Below are 24,782 nucleotides of genomic sequence, written 5' to 3'. Positions count from 1 at the left end.
GCCTTTTTGCCAAAGAGAGCGAATGAGCTACTGACTGCGGGGCGGCGCTAACGTTTCGTTACACCTTAGCGCACCAAGCGATAGCGTGAATCCGTTGAATTGCACTGCGTTGGTTCTGGCGCTGAAAAGATCGCAGCCTTCGGCAGCTCCTACAGGTTGTGCATTGCCATGTAGGAGCTGCCAAAGGCTGCGATCTTTTTTGTTTGTTGTCTTGTTGGTCAGCAATTTGCATTGGCCCTGACCACACACAACAAAATGGAGTTCGAGTTCATGCAAATACGTCCGCTGCAAAAACTGCTGTGCGCCGCCCTCGGTCTGGGGATCAGCCTGAGCGCCAGCGCTGCCGATCCGCTGAAGGTCGGTTTCGTCTACATCGGCCCGATCGGTGACCACGGCTGGACGTATCAGCATGAGCAGGGGCGCAAGGCACTCGCCGAAAAATTCGGCAATCAGATCACCACCAACTACGTCGAGAACGTCGCCGAGGGCGCCGACGCCGAGCGGGTGATCCGCAACATGGCCAAGGACAAGTACGACCTGATCTTCACTACCTCCTTCGGCTACATGAACCCGACGCTGAAAGTCGCCAGGCAGTTTCCCAAGGTGACCTTCGAACACGCCACTGGCTACAAACAGGACAAGAACCTCGGCACCTATCTGGCGCGCACTTACGAGGGGCGCTATGTAGGCGGTTTCCTCGCGGCGAAGATGACCAAGACCAAGAAGATCGGTTATGTCGCTTCGTTCCCGATCCCCGAGGTAATCCGCGACATCAACGCGATTCAACTGGCGCTGAACAAGTACAACCCCGGCACCGAGATCAAAGTGGTGTGGGTCAACTCCTGGTTCGACCCGGGCAAGGAAGCCGACGCGGCCAACGCGCTGATCGATCAGGGTGTCGACGTGGTGTTCCAGCACACCGACAGCCCCGCGCCGATTCAGGCCGCCGAACGTCGTGGCGTGTACGCGGTGGGTTACGCCTCGGACATGGCACACTTCGGGCCGAAAGCGGTGCTGACCTCGATCGTCAACGACTGGGCGCCGCACTACATTCAGGCGACGCAGAGCGTGATCGATCACACGTGGAAATCGCAGGATTATTGGGGCGGGCTGAAGGAAGGCACGGTTGAACTGCCGATCAGCAACCTGGTGCCGGCGCCGGTGAAAGCCGAGGCCGAGCAGATCATTGCCGATATCAAAAGCGGCGCGTTGCAGCCGTTTACCGGGCCGATCAAGGATCAGGCCGGTGTCGAAAAAATCCCGGCGGGCGTGAGTGCGACCAATGCGGAACTGGCGTCGATGAACTATTACGTTGAAGGCATGAAGGCTGAGATGCCGAAGTAATCCTCCGCAAAACACACCGACCCTGTGGGAGCTGGCTTGCCAGCGATAGCGGTCTGACAGGCAGCATTGATGTTGAATGTGATGGCCTCATCGCTGGCAAGCCAGCTCCCACAGAGTTCTTCAGTGTTCTCCAGTCTGCGTTTCTCCAGGACCCGTGCATGAACAGTCTTCCGATCATCGATATCAGCCCGCTGTACAGCGACGATCAAAACGCTTGGCCTGCCGTGGCTGAACAAATTGATCTCGCCTGCCGCGAGTGGGGTTTCTTCTACATCAAGGGCCATCCGATTTCAACGCAGCGCATCAACACCGTGCTCGATCACACCCAACGCTTTTTTGCCCTGCCCGCAACAGAAAAACTCAAGATCGACATCACCCAAACCCGTCACCATCGCGGCTACGGCGCCATCGCCACCGAACAACTCGACCCAAGCAAACCCAGCGACCTCAAAGAAACCTTCGACATGGGCCTGCACCTGCCGGCCAACCATCCCGACGTGCTCGCCGAAAAACCGCTGCGCGGGCCGAACCGTCATCCAGCGCAAGCGGGATGGGCAGACTTGATGGAGCAGCACTACCTCGACATGCAGGCCCTCGCGCAAACCCTGCTACGGGCAATGACCCTCGCGCTGGACATCGAACGCAATTTTTTCGACAGCCGCTTCGTTGACCCGGTCAGCGTTCTGCGCATGATTCACTACCCACCGCGCCACACCGCCAGCTCCGCCGAGCAGCAAGGCGCCGGCGCGCACACTGATTACGGCTGCATCACCCTGCTCTATCAGGACAGCGCCGGTGGCTTGCAGGTCAAGAATGTGCGAGGCGAATGGATCGATGCGCCACCGATCGATGGCACCTTCGTGGTCAACCTCGGCGACATGATGGCGCGCTGGAGCAATGACCGTTATCGCTCGACCCCGCACCGGGTAATCAGTCCGCTCGGGGTCGATCGCTATTCGATGCCGTTCTTCGCCGAGCCGCACCCGGACACGCGCATCGAATGCCTGCCCGGATGTCAGGACGCACAGCATCCGGCGAAATATCCGACAACCACCTGCGCCGAATTCCTGCTGTCGCGCTTCGCCGATACCTACGCCTATCGCCGTGAGCAGGAAGCCGTTTGATGGATCGCTTGGTCAGGTTTTGCCAATTGTTTCGGTGAGCATCTGTAGAATGCCGTCATTGCACCTGATGAGAAAAGAATATGTACGACTGGCTCAACGCCTTGCCCAAGGCTGAACTGCACCTGCACCTGGAAGGCTCGCTGGAGCCCGAGCTGCTGTTCGCCCTGGCCGAACGCAACAAGATCGCCCTGCCGTGGAACGACGTGGAAACCCTGCGCAAGGCTTATGCCTTCAACAACCTGCAGGAATTCCTCGACCTGTATTACCAGGGCGCTGATGTACTGCGCACCTCGCAGGATTTCTACGACCTGACCTGGGCGTACTTGCTGCGCTGCAAAGCACAGAACGTGATCCACACCGAACCGTTCTTCGACCCGCAGACCCACACCGACCGGGGCATCCCGTTCGAAGTGGTGCTCAACGGCATCGCGGCGGCATTGAAGGATGGCGAGCAGCAACTGGGCATCACCAGCGGTTTGATCCTCAGCTTCCTGCGCCACCTCAGCGAAGAAGAGGCCGAGAAAACCCTGGATCAAGCGCTGCCGTTCCGTGACGCGTTTGTCGCCGTCGGTCTGGACAGCTCCGAAATGGGCCACCCGCCGAGCAAGTTCCAGCGTGTATTCGACCGTGCCCGCCACGAAGGCTTCCTGACCGTCGCTCACGCTGGCGAAGAAGGCCCACCGGAGTACATCTGGGAAGCCATCGACCTGCTGAAAATCCAGCGCATTGACCATGGCGTACGCGCTATCGAAGACGAGCGTCTGATGCAGCGGATCATCGACGAGCAGATCCCGCTGACCGTGTGTCCGCTGTCGAACACCAAGCTTTGCGTGTTCGATCACATGTCCCAGCACAACATTCTCGACATGCTCGAGCGTGGCGTGAAGGTCACGGTGAACTCCGATGACCCGGCGTACTTCGGTGGTTATGTGACCGAGAACTTCTACGCGCTGCATGAGCATTTGGGCATGACCCAGGATCAGGCCAAGCGCCTGGCGCAGAACAGCCTGGATGCGCGCCTGGTAAAACCATAAACAACACCGAATAGCCCATGTGGGAGCGAGCCTGCTCGCGAAGAGGGAGTGTCAGTTAACATTTTTGTTTAATGACACTCCGCTTTCGCGAGCAGGCTCGCTCCCACAGTGGGTTCTTTGTTTAGCCTGGGATTTGGCTTTCAGTCAGCTCTTCGAGGGTTTTACCGCGCGTCTCCATCCCGAACAGCCACACCACCCCCGCCGCTATCGCAAAGCATGCCGCGCCCAGCGCAAACACCCCGCCCTGCCCGGTAATCGGGAATACCAGCCCGGTCACCAACGGCCCGAGCAGCGAACCCACGCGGCCGATCGCCGAGGCAAAGCCCGAACCGGTCGCCCGCGCCGACGTCGGATACAGTTCCGGCGTATAGGTGTAGAGCACCGCCCACATGCCGAACAGGAAAAACTGCATCAACAGCCCGGTGCTGATCAGTAGCGCCACGTTGCCACCAAACACCGCGCTCTGCCCATACAGAAACGCCATCACCGCGCCGCCGAGCAACGTGACGATGCACACCGGTTTACGCCCCCAGCGTTCGACCAGCCACGCCGCCATCAGAAACCCGGGAATCCCGCCCAGCGAAATCAGCACCGTGTAATACACCGACTGCGTCACGGCGAATCCCGACTGTTGCAGCAATGCACTCAGCCACGACGTCAGCCCATAAAAGCCAAGCAATGCGAAAAACCACAGGCTCCAGATCATCGTGGTGCGCTGGCGATACTGCGGCGACCAGATCTGCTGGAGCGCCGAGAAGAACGTGCCCGGTGGCGTCACCGTGCGCGGCAAGCGAATCGGCTCCGGCAGCAACGCACCGCCTAAAGAGGCGCGCACCCGCGTTTCGATTCCGCTCAATACCTTGTCCGCCGCCTCATGCTTGCCGGCCTGCTCCAGCCAGCGCGGCGATTCGGGAATGAAAAACCGGATCGCCAGGACAAACACCGCCGGCACGGCCAACACCAGAAAGATGTCGCGCCAGCCAATCAGCGGCAGCAAGAAATACGACAGCACCCCGGCGGCAACAAACCCCAGCGGCCAGAAGCCGTCCATCAACGCGATGTAGCGCCCGCGCCGTTGCGCCGGTATCAACTCCGACAGCATCGATTGAGCGATAGGGAATTCCATGCCCATGCCAATACCCAACAGAATGCGAAACAGCGTCAGCGTCTCGACCGTTTGCGCCGTTGAACACAGATAACTGGCCACGCCCCACAGCACGATGCTCCACTGAAACACCGGTTTGCGCCCGAACCGGTCGGCGAGCATGCCCGACAGCGATGCGCCCACGACCATGCCGAAGAAGCTCGAACTGGCGAGCAGCCCCGCTTGCGCACTGCTCAGGCCGAACTCGGCTTTGATCGAGCCGAGCAGGAACGTCATCATCGCCAGGTCCATGGAGTCGAAGAAAAACGCCAAGGCAATGATGATGAAAATGATCCGGTGATAACCGCTGATCGGCAGTCGCTCCAAGCGTTCTGCTGCGCTGTAGCCGTGTGTGTCCATGCCGCCTCCCCATCCGAAATGTCCCCGGATCGAGTGTGCGCGATAGCGCTCAGGCGTCGGTGCTGGATGCGACCTGTTCGCAGCCGTGGACGACGCCAGAATGCTGACGTCGAATGCGAGTGCCCTACAACGCCATTTCCAGCTCGGTTTCCCTGGCGAAGCGGTGCAGTTCCCGTTGGCCAGTGGCCGTCAATTGCAAGGCTCTGGAATCGTTGGGCAGGGTCAGCCAACCGGACTGCATGAACAACTGCAGCAACGCGGCGCCCAGTGAGCCGCCCATGTGCGGACGACGCTCGCTCCAGTCCGGACAGGCACATGCCACTTGTACGTTGCGATGGGCCAGCGCTTGAATGAACACGCCGCGCCCCGCCAACAACTTCGCGCCCTTGTGGGTCACCACGACGCGTTGTTCAAGCTGCTCGATCCAGCCGGCATCGAGCAACCGCTGATACAGATCCGCCGCCAGCGTGCCGCCGAGGTGGTCATCGCAAAAACGCGCACGCAACAACGAGGACGGCGCGGTCTGCGGTTTGGCCATGGGGGTGGCGCGTTTGAATACCTCGGGAATCTCCCTCGGAGCACTGGCGATGGTAGCGCTGGCCAACGCTTCTATCGCAGCGCCGACCTCCGGTGCCGAGAGACGGAAAAACCGTTTGCGACCGCGGACTTCGACCTTCAACAGACCACCCGTGGAAAGCCGCGCCAAGTGCGCGCTGGCCGACGACGGCGACAGCCCTGCCAGTAGCGCAAGCTCCTCGGTTTGCCGGGCCGAGCCATCCATCAACGCCCACATCATCGCGCTGCGCTTGGGGTCGGCCAGCAACGTGGCGATCTGGCTGATGCAAGGTGCATGTTCCATGTGTTCACTCCCTGTTGAATCGTATCGTCTACTGCTCGGAGACATCTTGGCCGCTAATGAGTCATCGGCCAAGACGCGAAAATCGCCATGAACCGGGGCGAGGCAAGCCACTGACGCAGCCTGCTCCGGCACAGAACCCGCAGCAGTTGCGCGACCGTCACTCGAAGACTGGCGACGCGGTGCAAGGGTCTCCGGGCCGGGGTGTCGGTGCTGGCGTGAGGCGGGCGCTAGTATAAGCGGGTTAGCCCGCGCGTCCCGCGCCGGGGCCTGCGCAGGTGGTGATTGTTCCTGACAGAAATTTCTCTATTTACCTGCGACTAATGATCAACTTTCGGAAAAGCGGGAAATTGACTACTCAAATCAGCGCATCGGCTGGCGAGCATTTCCCGCAGAAGGTTCACCGGCTTACTCAATTGAGCGCGATGGGCGCACAACAAATTCAGCGGTGCGCGCTCACACAGCAGCTCCGGCAGCAGCACTTTGAGACGCCCGGCGAGCACATCGGCGCCCACGTCCAGCCAGGACTTGTAGGCGATTCCGGCGCCGGCCACCGCCCACAGGCGCACCACGTCGGCGTCATCACTGAAACGGTCACCACTGACGGTCAGGCCGACCTCACGTTTGCCGTCATGAAAACTCCAATGGTCATGAACCCGGCTACCGAGCATGTACAACAGGCAGTTGTGCTGGGCCAATTGCTCGAGCTGGCGCGGTTCGCCGTGTCGGGCCAGATACGCCGGCGAGGCGCACAGCACACGACGGTTGTGCGGGGCGATGGGCAAGGCAACCAGGCTTGAGTCTTCCGGCTCGCCATAACGCAAGGCGATGTCCACCGGCTGACGGAACAGGTCAGCAATGCGGTCGCCAAGCAGCAAGCGCACGGTCAGCTTCGGGTGTTCGCGCTGGAACGCGTCGAGCCAGGGCAGCAACAGATTGCGGCCGAAGTCCGAAGGTGCCGACAACTGTAAGACCCCACTGACCTGATCTTGCCCGCTGGCCAGCAAGCGCCGGCCTTCATCGAGGTTGCTCAACGCCGCGCGTGCGTATTCGAGAAAGCCTTCGCCCTCGGCCGTCAGGCGCAGGCTGCGAGTCGAGCGAGCGAGCAAACGCGCGCCCAACTGCTGTTCGATCCGTTTCAACGCCGCACTGGCCACGGCCGCAGACATGTCCATTACTCGCGCAGCCGCCGAAAGACTGCCCAGATCCGCCGCCCGGACAAACAACTGCAAGTCGTCAAAACGCAGCATGGTCAGCCTCGATTATCAAAAAAATATTGAAAGAGACTGCTCTTTTAGCCGGTTTTATCTCGTAGAGAAATAGCCAATCATCTCTCCATCGAATTCATCCCGCTTCTTTGGAGCCGAGCATGTCCCAGCCATTCACTGCCATCGCCACCCTGATCGCCAAACCCGGTCAACAGGACCTTCTCGAACAGGGCCTGCGCGCACTGGTTGAGCCGAGCCGCGCCGAAGACGGTTGCAGCCAGTACGACCTGCACCGCGACCTCGCCGACCCGCAGGTGTTTTATGTGATCGAACACTGGGCCAGCGAAGCGATTCTTGAGGCGCATAACGCCAGCGCACACTTTCTACACTTCCAGGCCAGCGCCGGTCACACCATCGAACACTTCCAGCTCAAGCGCCTCGGTGCGATTGCCTGATTTTCTTCTATTAACTGTACGGAGCCCTTCATGAAAGCCATTGCCTATTACGCATCCTTGCCGATCAGCGACGCCAAAGCCCTGCAAGACATCGAACTGCCAGAGCCGCTAGCCGGCCCGCGCGACTTGTTGGTGGAAGTCAAAGCCATCTCGGTCAACCCGGTCGACACCAAAGTGCGGCAGAACGTGGCACCGGAAAACGGCGCGGCGAAGGTGCTGGGCTGGGACGTTGCCGGTGTGGTCAAGGCTGTCGGCAGTGAGGTGACGTTGTTCAAGGCCGGCGACAAGGTCTTCTACGCCGGCTCCATCGCCCGTGCCGGTGGCAACAGTGAACTGCACGTGGTTGATGAGCGCATTGTCGGCCATATGCCGAAATCCCTTGGTTTTGCCGAAGCCGCCGCGCTGCCGCTGACCGCGATCACCGCGTGGGAATTGCTGTTCGAACGCCTGCAAATCCGCGAAGGCAAAACCGATGAAGGCCAGAGTCTGCTGATCGTAGGCGCGGCCGGTGGTGTGGGTTCGATTCTCACTCAGTTGGCCAAGCAATTGACCGGACTGAAAGTGATCGGCACCGCGTCCCGTGAGCAGACCCGCGACTGGGTCAAAGAGCTGGGCGCGGATCTGGTCATCGATCACAGCCAGCCGCTGAGCGAAGAACTCAAGCGCGCCGGGATCGACAGCGTGACCCACGTCGCCAGCCTGACCCAGACCGACCAGCACCTGGATCAACTGGTCGAAGCGCTGGCGCCGCAAGGCAAACTGGCGCTGATCGATGATCCGAAGTCGCTGGATATCAGCAAACTCAAGCGCAAGAGCCTGTCGTTGCACTGGGAGTTCATGTACACCCGCTCACTGTTCGAGACACCGGACATGATCGAACAGCACAAACTGCTTAATCGTGTGGCTGAACTGATTGATGCCGGGACGTTGAAGACCACGGTGGGCGAGCATTTCGGCACGATCAATGCGGCGAACCTGCGTCGTGCCCATGAGCTGCTGGAAAGTGGCAAAGCCAAGGGGAAAATTGTTTTAGAAGGTTTCTAAAAAACCGCACATCGCAGCCCTCGCCGGACCTAGAGCGGTGGGCGGGGCTGCGCTGTTTTTTGCCGTCAGTCCGATGCTTGACCCTTGTCACAATTGCGATCGTATTCAGGTCTACAATCGAGACCTCTGCGATACATCTTTTACGCAAGGGAGGTCAGCAATGAAGATCCTGATAAAAGAAGTGGCAAAGTCTCAATGGCAGGTTCGTCTGGACCAACACGCCGTGACATTCCGCAGTGAAGCCGAGGCACTGGCCTTCACCCGCACCCTCGAAGCGCGACTGTGCGCGCCCCACCAGATTCCCGACCGCAGCCAGCAGCGCGCCGCCGGCTGAGTTTTCTAGGCTTCGGCTTGAGCTTGCGCCAACGCCCGGGCGTTTTGCAGACGCCGGGTGAGCATCGCGACGCTCACCACCAGCACACCGCAAATACTGATGACGATCGCCATCGGTACAGCCGTGCCGTCGTGCAACACCCCCACCAACGCTGACGCCCCGGCCGCAACGCTGAACTGCATGCAACCGAGCAACGCCGAAGCGCTGCCGGCACGTCCACCCTGGCCGTTCATCGCGCAAGCGGCAGCGTTGGGACTGATGCAACCCAGGCTCGACACACAGATGAACAATGGGATCAGCAGCGGCCACAAGGATTCGGTGTGCAAAGCGCTGACCGCGAGCAGCGTCAGCCCGGCTGCGAGATAAACCCAGACTGCCCGTGACAGCAGGAACGCAGGCCCGCGCTTGGCCAACAGCCGCGCATTGACCTGCGCCACCAGAATGAAGCCCGCCGCGTTGGTGCCGAACAGCCAGCCGAAATGCTCGGCCGGTACGCCATACAGTTTGATGAAGATGAACGGCGAACCGGCGATGTAGGCAAACATCCCGGCAATGGCGATGCCACCGGTCAGGGCATGACCGAGGTAAACCCGATCCTTGAGCAAGCGCCCGTACTGACGCAGTGCGCCGGACAACGGCTGGCGCGGCATGTGCGCCGGCATACTTTCCGGCAGCCCCAGCGCCACGGCCAATCCGGCCAGTGCACTGAACCCGGTCAGCACCAGGAAGATCGACTGCCAGCCTGTGGTGTTGACCAGCAGACCGCCGAGCATCGGCGCCAGAATCGGCGCCAGGCCCATCACCAGCATCAGTTGCGAGAAGACTTTCGCCGAACCCACCGCGTCGCACTTGTCACTGACCACCGCCCGGGAAATCACCATCCCCGCGCAGCCGCCCAATGCCTGGACGAAACGTGCGCCGATCAGCCATTCCAGGTTCGGCGCATAAGCGCAGGCCAGTGATGCCAGGGTGAACAGCGTGAGCCCCACAAGCAATGGGATGCGTCGGCCAAAACGATCCGCTACAGGGCCATAAAGCAACTGGCCGATGGACAGACCGGCGAAATACGCCGCCAAAGTCATCTGCACGTGTTTCTCGTCGGTGCCGAACGCCAGCGCCATCGAGGGAAAGGCAGGTAAATAGAAGTCGATCGCCAAGGGCCCGAAGGCGGTCAAGGCACCGAGAATCAGAATGGTACGGAAGTTCATCAGGCATCCAGGTTGGCAAGTCGGCAGCCCGACAGTCTAGCCGCGCCCGGACGCCTTGAACATTCCGATAGCTCGCTAACTATAAAACCAGCAAAAGATCGCAGCCTGCGGCAGCTCCTACAGGACGCATTCCAATGTAGGAGCTGTCGAAGGCTGCGATCTTTTGCTTTTAGGCGAGTTTGACGGCATAGCCTTCTTCACTGATGACCTCAATCACTTGTTCGGCGCTCAACGCACTTTCCACGCCGACCTCTTTCGCCGCCAGATCGACGCGCACGCTGGCCGCCGGATCCCTGGCCTGGACGGCGTTGGTGATGGCTTTGACGCAATGACCGCAGGACATGCCTTGAACGTTGAACACTTGCATGGAATGACTCCTTTGAGTGAGGTTGCCGGCAGTCTCGAGCTTGCCACGATGGCAAGGTCAAGTTCTTCAATAAACTGCCGGGCTGGCAATCGGCGCCGCGCTCGGCCAAGCTGCGTACATCAATGACTCGATTCAGGAGATTCAGCCATGCGCTGGTCAGCTTTCAGCCTGTTTGGCTTTCTCAGCCTCTTTGCCGCAATTCCTACAGTGCAAGCCGCTGGTGAGGATTATGCGGTGCTGATTATTTCCCGCGAGCGTCTGGAAGTGTCGACTTCCTGCGAGATCGGCGTGTACATCCAGGATCAGCTGTCGGCGCGACTGCTGCAGGAGCAAAGCATTTCCTTCAACCTGCCGCCGGGCACTGTTTCGCTGCGCTTGAAGTTGCTGCCGGGACAGGTCGCCGGCTGCAATCCGGGGATGCTCGCGCCGGGGTCGCAGGAGATCAAGTTGCACGCCGGTGATGTGCTGAAGTATCGGTTGGCGATGAATTCGGAAGGCGTCTACCTGAAGCGCGCCGATCTCGAATATTAAGTAAGTCGAGATCGTTCCCACGCTCCGCGTGGGAATGCAGCCACGGACGCTCTGCGTCCCGAAGCGTGACGCTCTGCGTCACAAGAGGCATTCCCACGCAGAGCATGGGAACGATCAGATCTTTTGCTTTTGAGATTGGCGCTTGACCTTGCCCGCATGGCAAGGTTGATCCTTGTAGGCATCTACTACAGGGAGTACGACCGATGTCCGATTCCATCACTTTCGATCTGCCGATTGCCGGCATGACCTGCGCCAGTTGCGCCGGACGTGTCGAGCGGGCCTTGAGCAAAGTCAGCGGCGCCAGTGCTGTCAGCGTCAACCTCGCCACCGAGCAGGCCCGCGTGCAGGCCCCCGGCGACAGCCTGCCGGCCTTGATGGAGGCAGTTGAACGCGCCGGTTACAGCGTGCCGCAGCAGACTATCGAATTGAATATCGAAGGCATGACCTGCGCCTCCTGCGTCGGTCGCGTCGAGCGCGCCTTGAACAAAGTCCCTGGGGTGAAAGGCGTCAGCGTCAACCTGGCCAACGAACGTGCGCACCTCGAACTACTTGGCCAGGTCGATCCGCAAAGCCTGCTCGACGCGGTGAGCAAGGCCGGCTACTCAGCCGGCGTCTGGCAAGCCGAACACCCACCAACCGATAACCAGCAACTGCGGCTGAAACATGAACGCTGGGCACTCATCTGCGCGATCGTCCTCGCCCTGCCGCTGGTGGCGCCGATGTTGCTGCAACCGTTCGGCATTCACTGGATGCTCCCGGCCTGGGCGCAATTCGCCCTCGCCACGCCCGTGCAGTTCATTTTCGGTGCACGCTTTTATGTAGCGGCGTGGAAAGCCGTTCGCGCTGGCGCCGGCAACATGGACTTGCTGGTCGCCCTCGGCACCAGCGCCGGTTACGGCCTGAGTCTTTACGAATGGGCCACCGCTGCCGGGCGCATGCCGCATCTGTATTTCGAAGCGTCGGCGGTGGTCATTGCCTTGGTGCTGCTTGGCAAATACCTGGAGAGCCGCGCCAAACGCCAGACTGCCAGCGCCATCCGCGCCCTCGAAGCGTTGCGTCCGGAGCGGGCGATTCAAGTGATCGACGGCCGCGAGCAGGATGTCGCCATCAGCGCCCTGCGCCTGGGCGATCTGGTGCTGGTCAAACCCGGTGAGCGTTTTCCGGTCGACGGCGAAGTCATCGACGGCCAGAGCCATGCCGATGAAGCGCTGATCAGTGGCGAAAGCCTGCCGGTACCGAAACAACCGGGCGACAAGGTCACCGGTGGCGCGATCAACGGTGAAGGACGCTTGCTGGTGCGCACTCAGGCACTCGGCGCGGAAACCGTACTGGCGCGGATTATTCGTCTGGTGGAAGACGCCCAGGCGGCCAAGGCACCGATTCAGAAACTGGTAGATAAAGTCAGCCAGATCTTCGTGCCGGCGGTGTTGCTGATTGCCTTGGCGACACTGATCGGCTGGTGGCTCTACGGTGCGCCAATGGAAACGGCGCTGATCAATGCTGTCGCGGTGCTGGTCATTGCTTGCCCGTGTGCACTGGGTCTTGCCACGCCGACGGCGATCATGGCCGGCACCGGTGTAGCGGCACGCCATGGCATTCTGATCAAGGACGCCGAGGCGCTGGAACGCGCCCATGAAGTCAGCAGCGTGGTGTTCGACAAGACCGGCACGCTGACCTCCGGCACGCCGCGCATCGCCCATTTCAGCGCGGTGGATGGCAATGAAGACGCGTTGCTGAAACTGGCCGGCGCGTTGCAACGCGGGAGCGAACACCCGCTGGCCAAAGCGGTGCTCGATGCCGCAGCGGAACGAGGGTTGAACGTGCCTGATATCAGCGACAGCCAGTCGCTGACCGGTCGCGGCATCGCCGGCAATCTCGACGGTCGGCGTCTGGCGCTGGGCAATCGGCGGATGCTGGACGAAAGCGGCTTGAGCGCCGGTGACCTTGCCGAATCCGCCAACGCCTGGGAAGCCGAAGGCCGCACGTTGTCGTGGTTGATCGAGCAAAGTCCTCAGCCGCGCGTGCTCGGTTTGTTCGCCTTCGGTGACACCTTGAAACCCGGCGCGCTGGAAGCGGTGCAACAACTCGCCTCCCGGGATATCCACAGCCACCTGCTCACCGGCGATAATCGCGGCAGTGCCAAAGTCGTCGCCGAGGCCTTGGGCATCAGTAATGTCCACGCCGAAGTGCTGCCGGCGGACAAAGCCGCGACCGTCACCGAGCTGAAAAAAACCGGCGTGGTCGCCATGGTCGGTGACGGCATCAACGACGCCCCGGCCCTCGCCGCTGCCGACATCGGCATCGCCATGGGCGGCGGCACCGACGTGGCCATGCACGCGGCGGGCATCACCTTGATGCGCGGCGACCCACGGCTGGTGCCGGCGGCACTGGAGATCAGCCGCAAGACCTACGCGAAGATCCGCCAGAACCTGTTCTGGGCCTTCGTCTACAACCTGATCGGCATTCCGTTGGCGGCGTTCGGTTTTCTCAATCCGGTGCTGGCCGGCGCGGCCATGGCGCTGTCGAGCGTCAGCGTGGTGAGCAATGCGCTACTGTTGAAAACCTGGAAACCCAAGGATCTGGAGGAACACCGATGAACATCGGCCAAGCAGCCAGACACAGTGGCCTGAGCGCGAAAATGATCCGCTATTACGAGTCGATCGGTCTGCTCAAAGCAGCCCATCGCACCGACAGCGGTTACCGGGTCTACGGCGACGATGACCTGCACACGCTGGCGTTTATCAAGCGCTCGCGGGACTTGGGCTTTTCGCTGGAAGAGGTCGGCAAACTGCTGACCCTCTGGCAGGATCGCCAACGCGCCAGCGCCGATGTGAAGGCCTTGGCGCGCCAGCACATCGACGAGTTGAATCAGAAGATTCGCGAGCTCGGCGAGTTACGCGACACCCTGCAAGACCTCGTCGAGCACTGCAACGGCGACCATCGCCCCGATTGCCCGATCCTCAAGGAACTGGCGTCGGGCTGCTGCGCGCAACCCGTCCGCGCTTGAGGGCGAGCACTTTCACCGTCAGCAATGTGCCGAGGGGAATGCCGTGGAACAGCATGACCACGGCACCCGGCGTCCACCACCCGTAGAACGGCGCGGCGATGAGCATGCCGACGCCGAAACCGGTCATTTGCAGCAAGGTCAGGAAGCTGAACACCGGCAGGCGCAAATGCTCGGGCTCACGTTGCAGACGCGACATCAGCCCGACTTCGGAAAAGCCATCGCCCAACCCTGCCGGCAAGGAAAACAGTAGCAAGCCGTAGAGGCTGTGTTGCTGGAACATCAGGATAAAGCCGCAGGACATCAATGCCACGCCGAAGAAAAACCGTCGTTCGAGGCTGATGTTGTCTGAGCCTTTGAGACGGCTGGCGATTCGCGCGCCCAGCAGTTTGCCGCTGGCCCACACGGCGAGCATCAGCCCCAGCGTGGTGCTCGCCGACTCTGGCGTAAGCAGTTTCGAGATGATCGGAAAGCCGACGTTGTGTGCGGCGCTGCCCAAGGTGTCGGCCATGGTCACCGCGAGCATCGCGGCAATCACCGGTGCAGAGCGCAGGCCTTGCTTGAGTGCGGTCCATTCGCCGCGCTCGGGTGCGACGTTGGCGCTCGCCGGCTCGAACCGCAGCGGCACAATCAACAAAGCAGCCAGTAGATAGGTCAGCGCATTCAGGGCGAATACCGTTTCAAAGCCAAAGCCCGCCACCAGCAAACCTGAAACCAGGCTACCGCCGACCATCGCAGCGGATGACGCTGAGGTGATCCAGGCGTTGGTCTTGAGCAATTGCTCGGCGGGGATCAGACGCGGTAACTGACTGTTGAGGCCGATGGCGAACATTGAATTGCCCAGGCCCAGACCGAAAGCGATCATTGGCAGCAACAAGGCTTGCTGGCTGACGGGCACGATCAACAGCAAACCGAGCACGCTGGCGCGCAGCAGATCGAACGCGATCAGCGGTGCGCGTCCGCTGCATCGACGGTAAAACGCGGTGCCAATCAGGCTGGCCAATATCCCCCCGCCGACTCGACTGGCGAGGAAGATTCCGACACTCATGGCGCTGTTGCTCAGCAGGTAGACGTAGGTGGCCAGCGCGACCATGTTGAGGAAGGCGCCGAAATCGGAGATCAGTCGAGCGGTGACGATCAGGTGGGTGTTGCGGGGGGTGGTCACATTCAGTCCTTGAGTGTGGGTGGAGCGGTGGACAGTAGACGTGAATTTGCGTTGATCCGAAAGAGGCCCCTCACCCTAACCCTCTCCCAGGGGGAGAGGGGACTGATTGGGGGATGCTTCAGAGGTTCGCCGACCTGAACGTGCTGTAGCGAATCCATAATCAACGCGGTAGCCCATTCCATAATCGACTCGTTATTTCAGGTCGATGAAATACGCCAGACACCTCGGTCGGCTCCCTCTCCCTCTGGGAGAGGGCTGGGGTGAGGGGCTTCTGGGCTTCCAAGGATTCTGATTCAAACAAAAAACCCGGCCGAAGCCGGGTTTCTCATCAAGCAATCACTGCATCCACGGTGGTGGCGGTGGTTCGTCGGACTTGCCTTTCGGCTCGTCGTCCGCCGCACGGATGGCCTGCTTGCGCTCCTCGTCGAGGCGCGCCGCTTCGATCTCGCGCAACACCCCGCCAACGTCGGCCAGGTCTTCCGGATCGTCGAACTCACCGGTCAGCACACTGTTCGGGTGCAAGGTGCCGGCTTCGTACAACGCCCACATTTCCTTGGCGTACTTGGTCAGTTTCAATTCCGGCGCAAAGCGACCGAAGTACGAAGCCATGTTACCGACATCGCGCTCCAGCATGCTGAACGCGTGGTTGTTACCGGCAGCGTCGACGGCTTGCGGCAGGTCGATGATGACCGGACCGGTCGGCGTCAGCAGCACGTTGAACTCCGAGAGGTCACCGTGCACCAGACCGGTACACAACATCAGCACGATCTGCGAAATCAGGAACGCGTGGTACTCGCGCGCCTGATCCGGTTCCAGCACCACGTCGTTCAGACGCGGCGCAGCATCGCCGAACTCGTCGGCCACCAGTTCCATCAACAGCACGCCGTCGAGGAAGTCGTAGGGTTTGGGCACCCGCACGCCGGCACCGGCCAGACGGAACAGCGCCGCCACCTCGGCGTTCTGCCAAGCGTCTTCGGTCTCTTTGCGACCGAACTTGGAGCCTTTCGCCATTGCGCGAGCCTGTCGGCTGTTGCGCACCTTGCGGCCTTCCTGATACTCGGCCGCCTGGCGGAAACTGCGTTTGTTCGCCTCCTTGTAGACCTTTGCGCAACGTAACTGATTGCCGCAGCGCACCACATAAACAGCTGCTTCTTTACCACTCATCAGTGGGCGCAGCACTTCGTCGACCAGACCGTCCTCGATCAGGGGTTCAATGCGTTTTGGAGTCTTCATCAGCTTTTATTGTGGGTCCTTTATTACCAAACACGCGAATGTCACTCGTTATACGGCAATCCTCGCATCACGGGGAGGGGTTGCCGACCTGTGAACGTTGAGAATGCACACACTGTGCCGGATTAAACAGGGCCAACTCTGCGTTCGCGCATCGACCGTCGAGAATCATAGCCGAGCCTGTTGTACTTGTTGGTACATGTCTTCAAGGGCATTTGCGACAGAATCTGACATTTGGTTGATGACCCTTCGGAAGATTTTTGCAAAGTCGCCTCAATTTCCCTGTTTTGCAGCCGAAGTCCTCAATGACAGAGGGATTTGTCCGACAATCGTTCCAAAACAATCAGCGATGTCGCACTCAGGGAAACGGGTGATCCACAACGTTTTCGGCTGCCAATAAACCACAAGTCATCTGCACTGCGTGGGCCTACAAGAAAATATGGAGCGCGGATGAACATCAAACAGAAATTGACGTGGGCGTTTGCAATCATCGCCTGCTTGCCGGTGGTGCTGGTCGCGACCCTGGTGGTGATGAACCTGCGCAGCGATGCCCGGGACAGCTTTGTCGACAGCAGCGGTCGCGAGATCCGTCAGGTCAGCAATGCCATGCAGCTGTTTTTTGACGGTATCAGCCAAAACGTCGATTACCTGGCGTCGCAACCGCTGATCAAAAACACCGACGACAGCCTCAAGACCTACATGAGCGCCAACGCCGAATCCATCCCCCAAGGCGAGATGGACAAAAAGGTCTTTGCGTTCCTCCAGGACCTGGGCAACGCCCACCCGGCTTACGCCTACGCCATCGTCGGCACCGCCGCCGGTGGTTACGTGTCGTGGCCGGACGATCCCAAGCTCAACAACTACGACCCGCGTCAGCGCCCGTGGTACAAGGCCGCCCAGGCCAAACCGGGCAAGCCGTTGCGTACCGCCGCTTATTACTGGGCGCAGGACGATGCGACCTACGTCAGCACTGTGCGCACCATCGACAACAAACTCGGCAGCAACGGTGGCGTGGTCAGCATCGACGTGACGCTCAAGCAGCTCACCGAGATCGTCAAACAGATCAAGCTGGGCGAAACCGGCTACCTGATGCTCCTGGAAAACAGCGGCACGGTGCTGGTCGATCCGAAACAGCCGGAACACAACTTCAAGCCGCTGGACAGTCTCGGCGAGGGCTATGCGCAACTGGCCAAGGCTGGCAAAGGTCTGGTGGAGGTCGAGCTTAACGGCGAGCGCTACATGGCCAACGTCTGGCCGTCGGAACAGTTGGGCTGGACCTTCGTCGGCCTGATCAAGCAAAGCGATGTGATGAGTGCCGCCACGCAACTGACCTGGCTGATCGCGATCATCGCTGCCGTGCTGGCCGTGCTGTTCGCCGTGGTCGGCGCCAGTTTCGCCAGCCTGATCGTGCGCCCGATCCGCAGCGTCGCCAGCGGTCTGGAAGGCATCGCGCAGGGTGAAGGTGACCTGACCAAAAACCTCGACATCCGTGGCAACGACGAAACCGCGCAATTGGCCAACTGGTTCAATCAGTTCCTCACCGCGATCCGCAGCCTGATTCAGCACATCGGCGGCGCTGCCGGGAAAATCCTCGCGACCTCGCAGAGTTCGACCCGAGTGTCGAGCGACATGGCCGAAGCGGCCGGGCGCCAGCGTGAAGCCGTCGACATGGTCTCGACCGCGTTCCACGAAATGGTCGCCACCGCCAACGAAGTCGCGCGTTCGTGCAGTCAGGCGGCGGACTCCGCTGACAGCGGTCAGCGTCAGGCCCGTCAAGGCCAGCAGCAAATTGATGCGGCGGTGAACAGCGTCGATCAACTGAGTCAGGAGCTGGAGCAGTCGGCGCAGTCAATGCAGCAACTGGAGCGCGACAGCAACGATATCCAGTCGATCCTCGGCACCATCCGTTCCATCGCCGAACAAACCAACCTGCTGGCGCTCAACGCCGCCATTGAAGCGGCGCGCGCCGGTGAACAGGGACGCGGCTTTGCCGTGGTCGCCGATGAAGTGCGCGCACTGGCCAAACGCACGGCGGATTCGACGGCAGAAATTGATGGTCTGCTCGGCAATCTGGCCAAGCGCACCAGTCAGGTCACGCAACAGATGCACGCCAGCCTGCAGGTGTCGCAGCAGTCCGTGACGCGCATCGGCGAGGCGCGCGCGAGCTTCGGGCAGATCCGCGAGTCAGTGGACGTGATCCGTGACATGAACACACAGATCGCCACCGCCGCTGAAGAACAGCATCAAGTGGCTGAGGACATCAATCGGCACATCAGCCAGATTCATGGCGATGCGCAGTTGGTGGCGGAACTGGCCAACTCGGCGCGCCTGGATTCGCAGAGTCTGGCAGGGTTGTCGAATGAGCTGGATGGGTTGGTCAGACGGTTTCGTACCTGAGATTGTTGCGACCTCAACAGCCACCCTCACCCCAACCCTCTCCCGGAGGGAGAGGGCTGAGCGAGGTGTCTGGCGGCATGCATCGACCTGAAATACCGCGTCGATTATGGACTGGCAGAATTCTCCAAATCGGTTCGATTCTGGATTCAGCACGGCTCTCTCAGGTCGGCGTAACTCTGAAGCATCCCCCAATCAGTCCCCTCTCCCTCCGGGAGAGGGTTAGGGTGAGGTGCTCTTCAAGCGTCAGCGTTCGATGATGGCAGTGACGCCCTGCCCGCCCGCCGCACAAATCGAAATCAGCCCCCGGCCCTTCCCCGCCGCGTCCAGCAACTTCGCCAAGTTCGCCACGATGCGCCCACCGGTTGCGGCAAACGGATGCCCGGCCGCCAGCGAACTGCCCTTCACGTTGAGTCGGTTGCGATCGATCGAGCCTAACGGCGCGTCGAGGCCCAGGCGGGTTTTGCAGTACTCCGGGTCTTCCCAGGCTTTCAACGTACACAGCACTTGCGCGGCGAATGCCTCGTGAATTTCGTAGTAATCGAAATCCTGCAAGGTCAAGCCATTGCGTGCGAGCAAACGTGGCACAGCGTACACCGGCGCCATCAGCAGGCCTTCGGCGCCGTTGACGAAATCCACCGCCGCCGCTTCGCCGTCACGCAGATACGCGAGGATCGGCAAGCCACGCGCCTTCGCCCATTCCTCACTGCCGAGCAGCACCACAGACGCGCCATCGGTGAGCGGGGTGGAGTTGCCCGCCGTCAACGTGCCTTTCGCGCTTTTTTCGAAGGCCGGTTTCAGCGTCGCGAGTTTTTCCAGGGTCAGGTCCGGGCGCAGGTTGTTGTCGCGGGTCAGGCCAAGGAACGGCGTCATCAAGTCGTTGTGCCAGCCTTCGCTGTAGGACGCAGCCAGTTTGTGGTGACTTTCGAGAGCCAGTTGATCCTGATCCTCGCGCGGGATCTGCCAGGTTTGCGCCATCAACTCACAGTGCTGGCCCATCGACAAGCCGGTGCGCGGCTCGCCGTTGCGCGGGAATTCCGGGATCAGGTGTTGAGGCCGCAGTTGCAGAAAGGTTTTCAGCTTGTCGCCGGTGGTTTTGGCGCGGTTGGCTTGCAGGAGGATTTTGCGCAGGCCTTCGCTGACACTGATCGGCGCGTCCGACGTGGTGTCGACGCCGCCAGCAATGCCGCTCTCGATCTGACCGAGGGCGATCTTGTTGGCCACCAGGATCGCGGCTTCCAGGCCGGTGCCGCAGGCTTGCTGAATGTCGTAGGCGGGCGTGGCCGGAGACAGGCGAGAGCCGAGGACGCATTCACGGGTCAGGTTCATATCTCGTGACAATTTCAGCACCGCGCCCGCCACCACCTCGCCGATGCGCTGGCCGTGCAGGTTGTAGCGTTCGATCAGGCCTTCGAGGGCGGCGGTGAGCATTGCCTGATTGCTGGCCGTGGCGTACGGCCCGTTGGAGCGGGCGAAAGGGATACGGTTACCGCCGATGATCGCGACGCGGCGCAGCTGACTCATGAATAACTCCTTTTCAAATTTTACATAGAGCCCTGTGGGAGCTGGCTTGCCAGCGATGGGGTCGGCACATCCAATATCTTCCGTGGCTGACACTCCGCCATCGCTGGCGAGCCAACTCCCACAGGATCGGTGGTCTACTCTGCTGTTCTAGCGTAGGCCTTATTGCGTGGATCGAACGATTGATTGCCATCGATAGTCCACACTTTGAACCCCAATTTCTGGAGAGCGTTCCATGTCTGACCGCTATATCGACTTCGCCAACTCGTCCATCGGCCATCGTCTGGTCGGGGCGCTGGGTCTGCCGTCGCCGGTGCGACTGGAGCGCTGGCAGGCCGGACGGCTGCGGCCGGTGGAAGGTGCGCTGCTGATCGGCGGCGGGCCGCTGGCCGAGCGTATCAGTGCCTTTGCCAACCGTTTGACCGACGGCATTTACCGCTACGGCGAACAACCGGCAACGGCCACCGAATGGATTCCCGGCCACGGCCCGAAACTCAAAGCCGTGGTGTTCGACGCCAGCGAACTGCTGCACACCGACCAGCTCAAACAGCTGCGCGAATTCTTCCAGCCATTGATGAAGAACCTTGAGCACAGCGCGCACCTGGTGATTCTTGGCCGTGCGCCGGAAACCCTCAGCGAACCGTTTGCCGCCAGTGCGCAGCGAGCGCTGGAAGGGTTTTCCCGTTCGCTGGCCAAAGAGCTGCGCAGTGGTGGCACGCTGCAACTGATCTACGTCGGCGAAGGGGCGGAAGATCAACTGGAAGGCCCGCTGCGGTTTTTCCTCTCGCCAAAAAGTGCGTTTGTCTCCGGCCAGGTGATTCGCCTGACAGCCTGTGCGACGCCAGTGACTGACTGGACGCGCCCGCTGGCCGGGCGCAAGGCGTTGGTCACCGGGGCCGCGCGCGGGATCGGCGCGTCCATTGCCGAAACGCTCGCCCGGGACGGTGCCGAGGTGATTCTGCTGGACGTGCCACCGGCGAAAACCGATCTGGAAGCCCTCGCCGCGCGTCTCGGTGGCCGCGCCATTACTCTGGACATCTGCGCCGCCGACGCCGCCACGCAACTGATCGAACAACTGCCTGACGGCCTCGATATTCTGGTGCACAACGCCGGTATCACCCGCGACAAGACCCTCGCCAACATGACCCCGGAATTCTGGGACGCGGTGCTGGCGGTCAACCTCAATGCGCCGCAAGTGCTGACTCAAGCGCTGCTCGACAGCGGCACGCTGCACGATGATGCACGGGTGATTCTGCTGGCCTCGATCAGCGGCATCGCCGGCAACCGCGGGCAAACCAACTACGCCGCGAGCAAGGCCGGGCTGATCGGTCTGGCACAAGCCTGGGCACCGACACTGCTGGAACGCGGTATCAGCATCAACGCCGTCGCGCCCGGTTTTATCGAGACGCAGATGACCGCACACATCCCGTTCGGCCTGCGCGAGGCCGGGCGGCGCATGAGTTCGCTGGGCCAGGGCGGCTTGCCACAGGATGTCGCCGAAGCGGTCGCGTGGTTGGCGCAACCGGGCACCGGCGCATTCACCGGGCAGGCGCTGCGGGTCTGTGGACAAAGTGTTCTGGGGGCTTAGGCATGAGCATCGAATGGCATACGCTGAATCGCGAACCGAGTCTGCCGGGGCTGTACGCACGGGCGGCGACACGACGGAAAATCACCGGCACGCAATTGCCTGACAGCGGTTTGCGCTGCTGGGTCGATGTCGATGGCCAACGCCTGGAGGCCTATCGCAAGGTCTGCGGATTCGTCGATGACGGTCTGCTGCCACCGACCTATCCGCATATCCTCGCCTTTGCGTTGCAGATGCAATTGCTCACCGCCAGAGAGTTTCCGTTTCCCCTGTTAGGACTGATTCATTTGAGCAACCGCATTCGCGTGTTGCGCCCGATGGGCGGGATCAGTCGGGCGCAGGTGAGCGTTCGCGTACACAACTTGCAACCACACCCCAAAGGCGCGACGTTCGACGTATTGACCACCCTGGATGATCAACTCGGGCCATTGTGGGAAGCCGAAAGCCAAATGCTCTGTCGCGGCGTCAAGCTTGAGGGCGAAGCTGTCGAGCAGACCTGGGAGCCCTCGCAATCGCTGGTGCAAGTGGCGCGCTGGAACGCTCCGGCCGACATTGGCCGGCAATACGCCAAAGTGTCCGGAGACTACAACCCGATTCACTTGAGCGCGGCGAGTGCCAAGCTGTTTGGTTTCCCGACAGCCATCGCCCATGGTCTGTGGAACAAGGCGCGAACGCTCGCGGCGCTGAGCGATCATTTGCCCAAGGCCAATCTCGAGATCGCGGTGCACTTTCGCAAACCGGTGCGCTTGCCCAGTGAGGTGACATTACTCGCGAGTGCGGCGGGGTCCAGTGGTGAATTGCGTCTGGTCGGTGCGAACGAGCTGGAACACATGGTCGGGCAATGGCAACCGATTGCCTGAGCACCCGGAACACCGTTAATTGTGTGTATATCACTTAAGTTTTTCCCGCCCTCTCCTCCTCCGCCGAAAAAACCCGGGCCTTGATTATCAAGGCCTTTTTTTATGCGGCTATATCCTGGGTATTAGTCCTTAGGCGCTGAACTTCACCTTATATATAAAGGCGTTAATACCAACTTGAGAATGGTCTGAAACCTGCCCCTGGACTGAGATTGAGCACAACGGGCGAAGGCATCACCGGCAACAGACCGGCGAGCCATCGAATACAACGTACGTTGTGACAGGTGCAAGGAATCTCAATCATGAAAACTCAAGACGTGTGGTGCAAATCAGCAATCGCTCTGGCATTGATTCTCTCCCTTGGCCTCGCCGGTTGCAGCAGCGGCGGTGGCGGCCATCACAGCAGTTCCGGCAGTTCTGCGGCGGACGGTACCGCCGGCACGGGCGGTACCGGCGGTACCTCGGGTACTGGCGGCACGGGTGGCACCGGTGATACTGCCGGCACTGGCGGGACCGGAGGTACGGGTGGAACCGGTGGCACGGGCGGTACTGGCGGCACCGATCCGACCAACCCGACGAATCCAACCGACCCGACTGATCCAACCAACCCGACTAATCCAACCACCACACCGCTGGTGACCACCACGCTGGTGCAGGATGTCGGCACAACCGTCGCTGGCGTCGGCGATGGCGTTGGCCAGATCGGCGACTCCCTGAGCACCGTTCCGGTTGTCGGTGGCGTCGTACAAAGTGCGGCCAACACTGCCGGCAACGTCGTCACCACCCTGGGTGATGGCATCGGCAACGGCATCGGCAAACTGGCCACCGACCCTAAAGGCCTGACCACCACCGTCGCTTCGGTCGGCGGCGTGGTCACCGATGTCGGCAACGGCGTTTCCGATCTCAGCGGTAAACTGGCGACCGCCACCGGCAGCGTTCCGGTGGTAGGCGGAGTGGTCACCAAGGTCGCGCCGCTGCTCGATGGTGTCGGTGAGAAAGTCACCATGCTCGGTAATACCCTCGATACCACTTTGACCAATGGTCCGACCAGTCAGCTGACAAACAAACTCGGCGGTAGCCTGGTGCCGGTGATCGCCATGGTTGAAAGCACAACGGACAAGATCGGCGATGCAACCGGCCTGGGCGATCCGCTCAAAGGCGTGGTGGCGAAAGTCGGTGGCGCGGTGAACACCTTGGGTGACAAGGTCACCGACGCGGGGAACGGAAATGCCCTGACCAACACGCTCGGCGGTGCCTTGAGCAATACCGGCACCGCGGTCGGCAAGGCCGGTGGTCTGGTGTCCAACGGCACAGGCTCAGGTACTGGCGGTGGAGTGGGTGGTGGCTTGGGCGGTGGCCTCGGCGGCACTGGTTTGTTGCAAACCGTTGGCGGTGCCGTGGTCAACGTTGGCGCAGGCTTGAATGCCGGGAATACCAATGGCGTCGTCAGCGCGGGTGGCGTTACCGCTGTCGGCCTGGGTAATACCGTGGCGTCGCTCAACACCGTGCTGGGCGGATCGGGCACCCCGATCACCGCGACAACTTCACCGCTGGCCACGGTGGGCGCCACCCTGGGCAATGGCCTGAACCCCGTCACCAGCGCTGTTACCAACGTGACCCAACAAGTCGGCGCTGCGACAGGTATCGGATCACCCGTCGCCGGTCTCACCGGCCAGGTTGGCGGTGCGGTCAGCAGTATCGGCAACACCATTGCCGCGACCAACAACCCGGTCACCACTGCAGTCGGTGGTCTGGTCACAAACGTCGGCGGTACCGTCGCAGCAGTCGGCGGCCTGGTCAACGGCGGTGCCAGCGGGGGCACCACCGGTGGGGCAGGCGGCCTGGGCGGTATCGTCGGCGGCCTCACCGGCGCCCTGGGAGGCAACAAACGCTAAATTGCACCTGGCCGATTCGACGGCCTCACCTACAGCGCCTACGCTTGGTTGAGGGCGGAAGATTCCCACGAGTCTTCCGCCTTTTTTCTTAGGAGAAATCAGCCCTGCGCTGTGATCTGACC

Annotated in this window: 21 protein-coding genes and 1 pseudogene; 14 read left to right on the top strand and 8 right to left on the bottom strand. The window is 61.1% G+C overall.

The window, feature by feature from the left end; genetic code table 11:
• Positions 1-270 precede the first annotated feature (270 nt).
• From ACIF4X_RS19350 to ACIF4X_RS19340, 3 genes are all read left to right on the top strand, one after another.
• Positions 271-1,344, top strand: a complete 1,074-nt coding sequence (locus ACIF4X_RS19350) for a BMP family ABC transporter substrate-binding protein (RefSeq protein WP_397483357.1) — start codon at positions 271-273, stop codon at positions 1,342-1,344.
• A 158-nt stretch (positions 1,345-1,502) separates the two neighbouring features.
• Positions 1,503-2,468, top strand: a complete 966-nt coding sequence (locus ACIF4X_RS19345; RefSeq protein ID WP_397483356.1) for a 2-oxoglutarate and iron-dependent oxygenase domain-containing protein — start codon at positions 1,503-1,505, stop codon at positions 2,466-2,468.
• An 80-nt stretch (positions 2,469-2,548) separates the two neighbouring features.
• On the top strand, positions 2,549-3,502 hold the full coding sequence (locus ACIF4X_RS19340) for an adenosine deaminase (RefSeq protein WP_008082147.1): 954 nt from the start codon (positions 2,549-2,551) through the stop codon (positions 3,500-3,502).
• A gap of 121 nt (positions 3,503-3,623) precedes the next feature.
• Here the strand turns inward: ACIF4X_RS19340 and ACIF4X_RS19335 are convergent, their stop codons facing one another.
• The 3 genes from ACIF4X_RS19335 to ACIF4X_RS19325 form a co-directional block, all read right to left on the bottom strand.
• Positions 3,624-5,006: an MFS transporter gene (locus ACIF4X_RS19335; protein ID WP_397483355.1), complete on the bottom strand. Its 1,383-nt coding sequence runs from the start codon at positions 5,004-5,006 to the stop codon at positions 3,624-3,626.
• A 124-nt stretch (positions 5,007-5,130) separates the two neighbouring features.
• Positions 5,131-5,865, bottom strand: a complete 735-nt coding sequence (locus ACIF4X_RS19330) for an ArsR/SmtB family transcription factor (protein ID WP_397483354.1) — start codon at positions 5,863-5,865, stop codon at positions 5,131-5,133.
• 317 nt (positions 5,866-6,182) lie between these two features.
• Complete coding sequence (locus ACIF4X_RS19325) at positions 6,183-7,112, bottom strand: LysR family transcriptional regulator (protein WP_397483353.1); 930 nt, start codon at positions 7,110-7,112, stop codon at positions 6,183-6,185.
• A gap of 119 nt (positions 7,113-7,231) precedes the next feature.
• Between ACIF4X_RS19325 and ACIF4X_RS19320 the strand changes: the two genes are divergently transcribed.
• The 3 genes from ACIF4X_RS19320 (at position 7,232) to ACIF4X_RS19310 (ending at position 8,903) form a co-directional block, all read left to right on the top strand.
• Positions 7,232-7,525, top strand: a complete 294-nt coding sequence (locus ACIF4X_RS19320) for a putative quinol monooxygenase (protein ID WP_397483352.1) — start codon at positions 7,232-7,234, stop codon at positions 7,523-7,525.
• Between the two features lie 30 nt (positions 7,526-7,555).
• Entirely contained in the window at positions 7,556-8,569 is a 1,014-nt protein-coding gene (locus tag ACIF4X_RS19315; protein ID WP_397483351.1) for a zinc-binding alcohol dehydrogenase family protein, read from the top strand.
• A 160-nt stretch (positions 8,570-8,729) separates the two neighbouring features.
• On the top strand, positions 8,730-8,903 hold the full coding sequence (locus ACIF4X_RS19310) for a hypothetical protein (protein ID WP_007914687.1): 174 nt from the start codon (positions 8,730-8,732) through the stop codon (positions 8,901-8,903).
• Between the two features lie 5 nt (positions 8,904-8,908).
• Here ACIF4X_RS19310 and ACIF4X_RS19305 read toward each other — a convergent pair whose 3' ends face one another.
• Positions 8,909-10,111, bottom strand: coding sequence for a multidrug effflux MFS transporter (locus tag ACIF4X_RS19305; RefSeq protein ID WP_397483350.1), 1,203 nt, complete (start codon positions 10,109-10,111; stop codon positions 8,909-8,911).
• A 169-nt stretch (positions 10,112-10,280) separates the two neighbouring features.
• On the bottom strand, positions 10,281-10,478 hold the full coding sequence (locus ACIF4X_RS19300; RefSeq protein WP_397483349.1) for a cation transporter: 198 nt from the start codon (positions 10,476-10,478) through the stop codon (positions 10,281-10,283).
• Positions 10,479-10,625: 147 nt separating this feature from the next.
• Between ACIF4X_RS19300 and ACIF4X_RS19295 the strand changes: the two genes are divergently transcribed.
• The 3 genes from ACIF4X_RS19295 (at position 10,626) to cueR (ending at position 14,016) form a co-directional block, all read left to right on the top strand.
• Positions 10,626-11,009 carry a hypothetical protein gene (locus ACIF4X_RS19295; RefSeq protein ID WP_034154773.1) on the top strand — a complete coding sequence of 128 codons (384 nt, stop codon included), beginning with the start codon at positions 10,626-10,628 and terminating at the stop codon, positions 11,007-11,009.
• Between the two features lie 203 nt (positions 11,010-11,212).
• On the top strand, positions 11,213-13,606 hold the full coding sequence (locus ACIF4X_RS19290) for a heavy metal translocating P-type ATPase (protein ID WP_397483348.1): 2,394 nt from the start codon (positions 11,213-11,215) through the stop codon (positions 13,604-13,606).
• Entirely contained in the window at positions 13,603-14,016 is a 414-nt protein-coding gene (gene cueR, locus ACIF4X_RS19285) for a Cu(I)-responsive transcriptional regulator (protein ID WP_397483347.1), read from the top strand. Before ACIF4X_RS19290 ends, cueR begins: the two co-directional genes overlap by 4 nt.
• Here cueR and ACIF4X_RS19280 read toward each other — a convergent pair.
• Together ACIF4X_RS19280 and ACIF4X_RS19275 are read right to left on the bottom strand one after the other, a co-directional pair.
• Positions 13,970-15,178 carry an MFS transporter gene (locus ACIF4X_RS19280; RefSeq protein ID WP_397483346.1) on the bottom strand — a complete coding sequence of 403 codons (1,209 nt, stop codon included), beginning with the start codon at positions 15,176-15,178 and terminating at the stop codon, positions 13,970-13,972. The two genes, cueR and ACIF4X_RS19280, sit on opposite strands and share 47 nt — an antisense overlap.
• 336 nt (positions 15,179-15,514) lie before the next feature.
• Complete coding sequence (locus tag ACIF4X_RS19275; RefSeq protein WP_007914672.1) at positions 15,515-16,411, bottom strand: PA4780 family RIO1-like protein kinase; 897 nt, start codon at positions 16,409-16,411, stop codon at positions 15,515-15,517.
• A gap of 447 nt (positions 16,412-16,858) precedes the next feature.
• Between ACIF4X_RS19275 and ACIF4X_RS19270 the strand changes: the two are divergent.
• A pseudogene (locus ACIF4X_RS19270) lies at positions 16,859-17,947 on the top strand (cache domain-containing protein); the annotation flags it as partial.
• A 90-nt stretch (positions 17,948-18,037) separates the two neighbouring features.
• Positions 18,038-18,805: a methyl-accepting chemotaxis protein gene (locus tag ACIF4X_RS19265; RefSeq protein ID WP_397483367.1), complete on the top strand. Its 768-nt coding sequence runs from the start codon at positions 18,038-18,040 to the stop codon at positions 18,803-18,805.
• Between the two features lie 243 nt (positions 18,806-19,048).
• On the opposite strand, the gene ACIF4X_RS19260 is transcribed toward ACIF4X_RS19265, so the two are convergent.
• A complete protein-coding gene (locus tag ACIF4X_RS19260; protein ID WP_397483345.1) occupies positions 19,049-20,326 on the bottom strand; it encodes an acetyl-CoA C-acetyltransferase in 1,278 nt (425 codons plus the stop codon).
• Between the two features lie 232 nt (positions 20,327-20,558).
• On the opposite strand from ACIF4X_RS19260, the gene ACIF4X_RS19255 reads away from it, so the two are divergent.
• The 3 genes from ACIF4X_RS19255 to ACIF4X_RS19245 all read left to right on the top strand — a co-directional run bounded on the left by ACIF4X_RS19255 (position 20,559) and on the right by ACIF4X_RS19245 (position 24,660).
• Positions 20,559-21,911, top strand: a complete 1,353-nt coding sequence (locus ACIF4X_RS19255; protein WP_397483344.1) for a 3-oxoacyl-ACP reductase — start codon at positions 20,559-20,561, stop codon at positions 21,909-21,911.
• A 2-nt stretch (positions 21,912-21,913) separates the two neighbouring features.
• Entirely contained in the window at positions 21,914-22,768 is an 855-nt protein-coding gene (locus tag ACIF4X_RS19250; RefSeq protein ID WP_397483343.1) for a MaoC family dehydratase, read from the top strand.
• Between the two features lie 299 nt (positions 22,769-23,067).
• Positions 23,068-24,660, top strand: coding sequence for a collagen-like triple helix repeat-containing protein (locus ACIF4X_RS19245; protein WP_397483342.1), 1,593 nt, complete (start codon positions 23,068-23,070; stop codon positions 24,658-24,660).
• Positions 24,661-24,782 lie beyond the last annotated feature (122 nt).

It is taken from the genome of Pseudomonas sp. NPDC085632, from assembly GCF_044541255.1.
Lineage (GTDB): Bacteria > Pseudomonadota > Gammaproteobacteria > Pseudomonadales > Pseudomonadaceae > Aquipseudomonas.
The sequence above is the reverse complement of the archived record's forward strand: the minus strand, read 5'-3'. Positions and strand labels throughout refer to the sequence as shown.

Excerpts from the sequence above, each read along its gene's own strand:
- ACIF4X_RS19350 (WP_397483357.1), top strand. The coding sequence starts at position 271 with ATGCAAATACGTCCGCTGCAAAAACTGCTGTGCGCCGCCCTCGGTCTG.
- ACIF4X_RS19345 (WP_397483356.1), top strand. The coding sequence starts at position 1,503 with ATGAACAGTCTTCCGATCATCGATATCAGCCCGCTGTACAGCGACGAT.
- ACIF4X_RS19340 (WP_008082147.1), top strand. The coding sequence starts at position 2,549 with ATGTACGACTGGCTCAACGCCTTGCCCAAGGCTGAACTGCACCTGCAC.
- ACIF4X_RS19335 (WP_397483355.1), bottom strand. The coding sequence starts at position 5,006 with ATGGACACACACGGCTACAGCGCAGCAGAACGCTTGGAGCGACTGCCG.
- ACIF4X_RS19330 (WP_397483354.1), bottom strand. The coding sequence starts at position 5,865 with ATGGAACATGCACCTTGCATCAGCCAGATCGCCACGTTGCTGGCCGAC.
- ACIF4X_RS19325 (WP_397483353.1), bottom strand. The coding sequence starts at position 7,112 with ATGCTGCGTTTTGACGACTTGCAGTTGTTTGTCCGGGCGGCGGATCTG.
- ACIF4X_RS19320 (WP_397483352.1), top strand. The coding sequence starts at position 7,232 with ATGTCCCAGCCATTCACTGCCATCGCCACCCTGATCGCCAAACCCGGT.
- ACIF4X_RS19315 (WP_397483351.1), top strand. The coding sequence starts at position 7,556 with ATGAAAGCCATTGCCTATTACGCATCCTTGCCGATCAGCGACGCCAAA.
- ACIF4X_RS19310 (WP_007914687.1), top strand. The coding sequence starts at position 8,730 with ATGAAGATCCTGATAAAAGAAGTGGCAAAGTCTCAATGGCAGGTTCGT.
- ACIF4X_RS19305 (WP_397483350.1), bottom strand. The coding sequence starts at position 10,111 with ATGAACTTCCGTACCATTCTGATTCTCGGTGCCTTGACCGCCTTCGGG.
- ACIF4X_RS19300 (WP_397483349.1), bottom strand. The coding sequence starts at position 10,478 with ATGCAAGTGTTCAACGTTCAAGGCATGTCCTGCGGTCATTGCGTCAAA.
- ACIF4X_RS19295 (WP_034154773.1), top strand. The coding sequence starts at position 10,626 with ATGCGCTGGTCAGCTTTCAGCCTGTTTGGCTTTCTCAGCCTCTTTGCC.
- ACIF4X_RS19290 (WP_397483348.1), top strand. The coding sequence starts at position 11,213 with ATGTCCGATTCCATCACTTTCGATCTGCCGATTGCCGGCATGACCTGC.
- cueR (WP_397483347.1), top strand. The coding sequence starts at position 13,603 with ATGAACATCGGCCAAGCAGCCAGACACAGTGGCCTGAGCGCGAAAATG.
- ACIF4X_RS19275 (WP_007914672.1), bottom strand. The coding sequence starts at position 16,411 with ATGAAGACTCCAAAACGCATTGAACCCCTGATCGAGGACGGTCTGGTC.
- ACIF4X_RS19265 (WP_397483367.1), top strand. The coding sequence starts at position 18,038 with ATGGCCGAAGCGGCCGGGCGCCAGCGTGAAGCCGTCGACATGGTCTCG.
- ACIF4X_RS19260 (WP_397483345.1), bottom strand. The coding sequence starts at position 20,326 with ATGAGTCAGCTGCGCCGCGTCGCGATCATCGGCGGTAACCGTATCCCT.
- ACIF4X_RS19255 (WP_397483344.1), top strand. The coding sequence starts at position 20,559 with ATGTCTGACCGCTATATCGACTTCGCCAACTCGTCCATCGGCCATCGT.
- ACIF4X_RS19250 (WP_397483343.1), top strand. The coding sequence starts at position 21,914 with ATGAGCATCGAATGGCATACGCTGAATCGCGAACCGAGTCTGCCGGGG.
- ACIF4X_RS19245 (WP_397483342.1), top strand. The coding sequence starts at position 23,068 with ATGAAAACTCAAGACGTGTGGTGCAAATCAGCAATCGCTCTGGCATTG.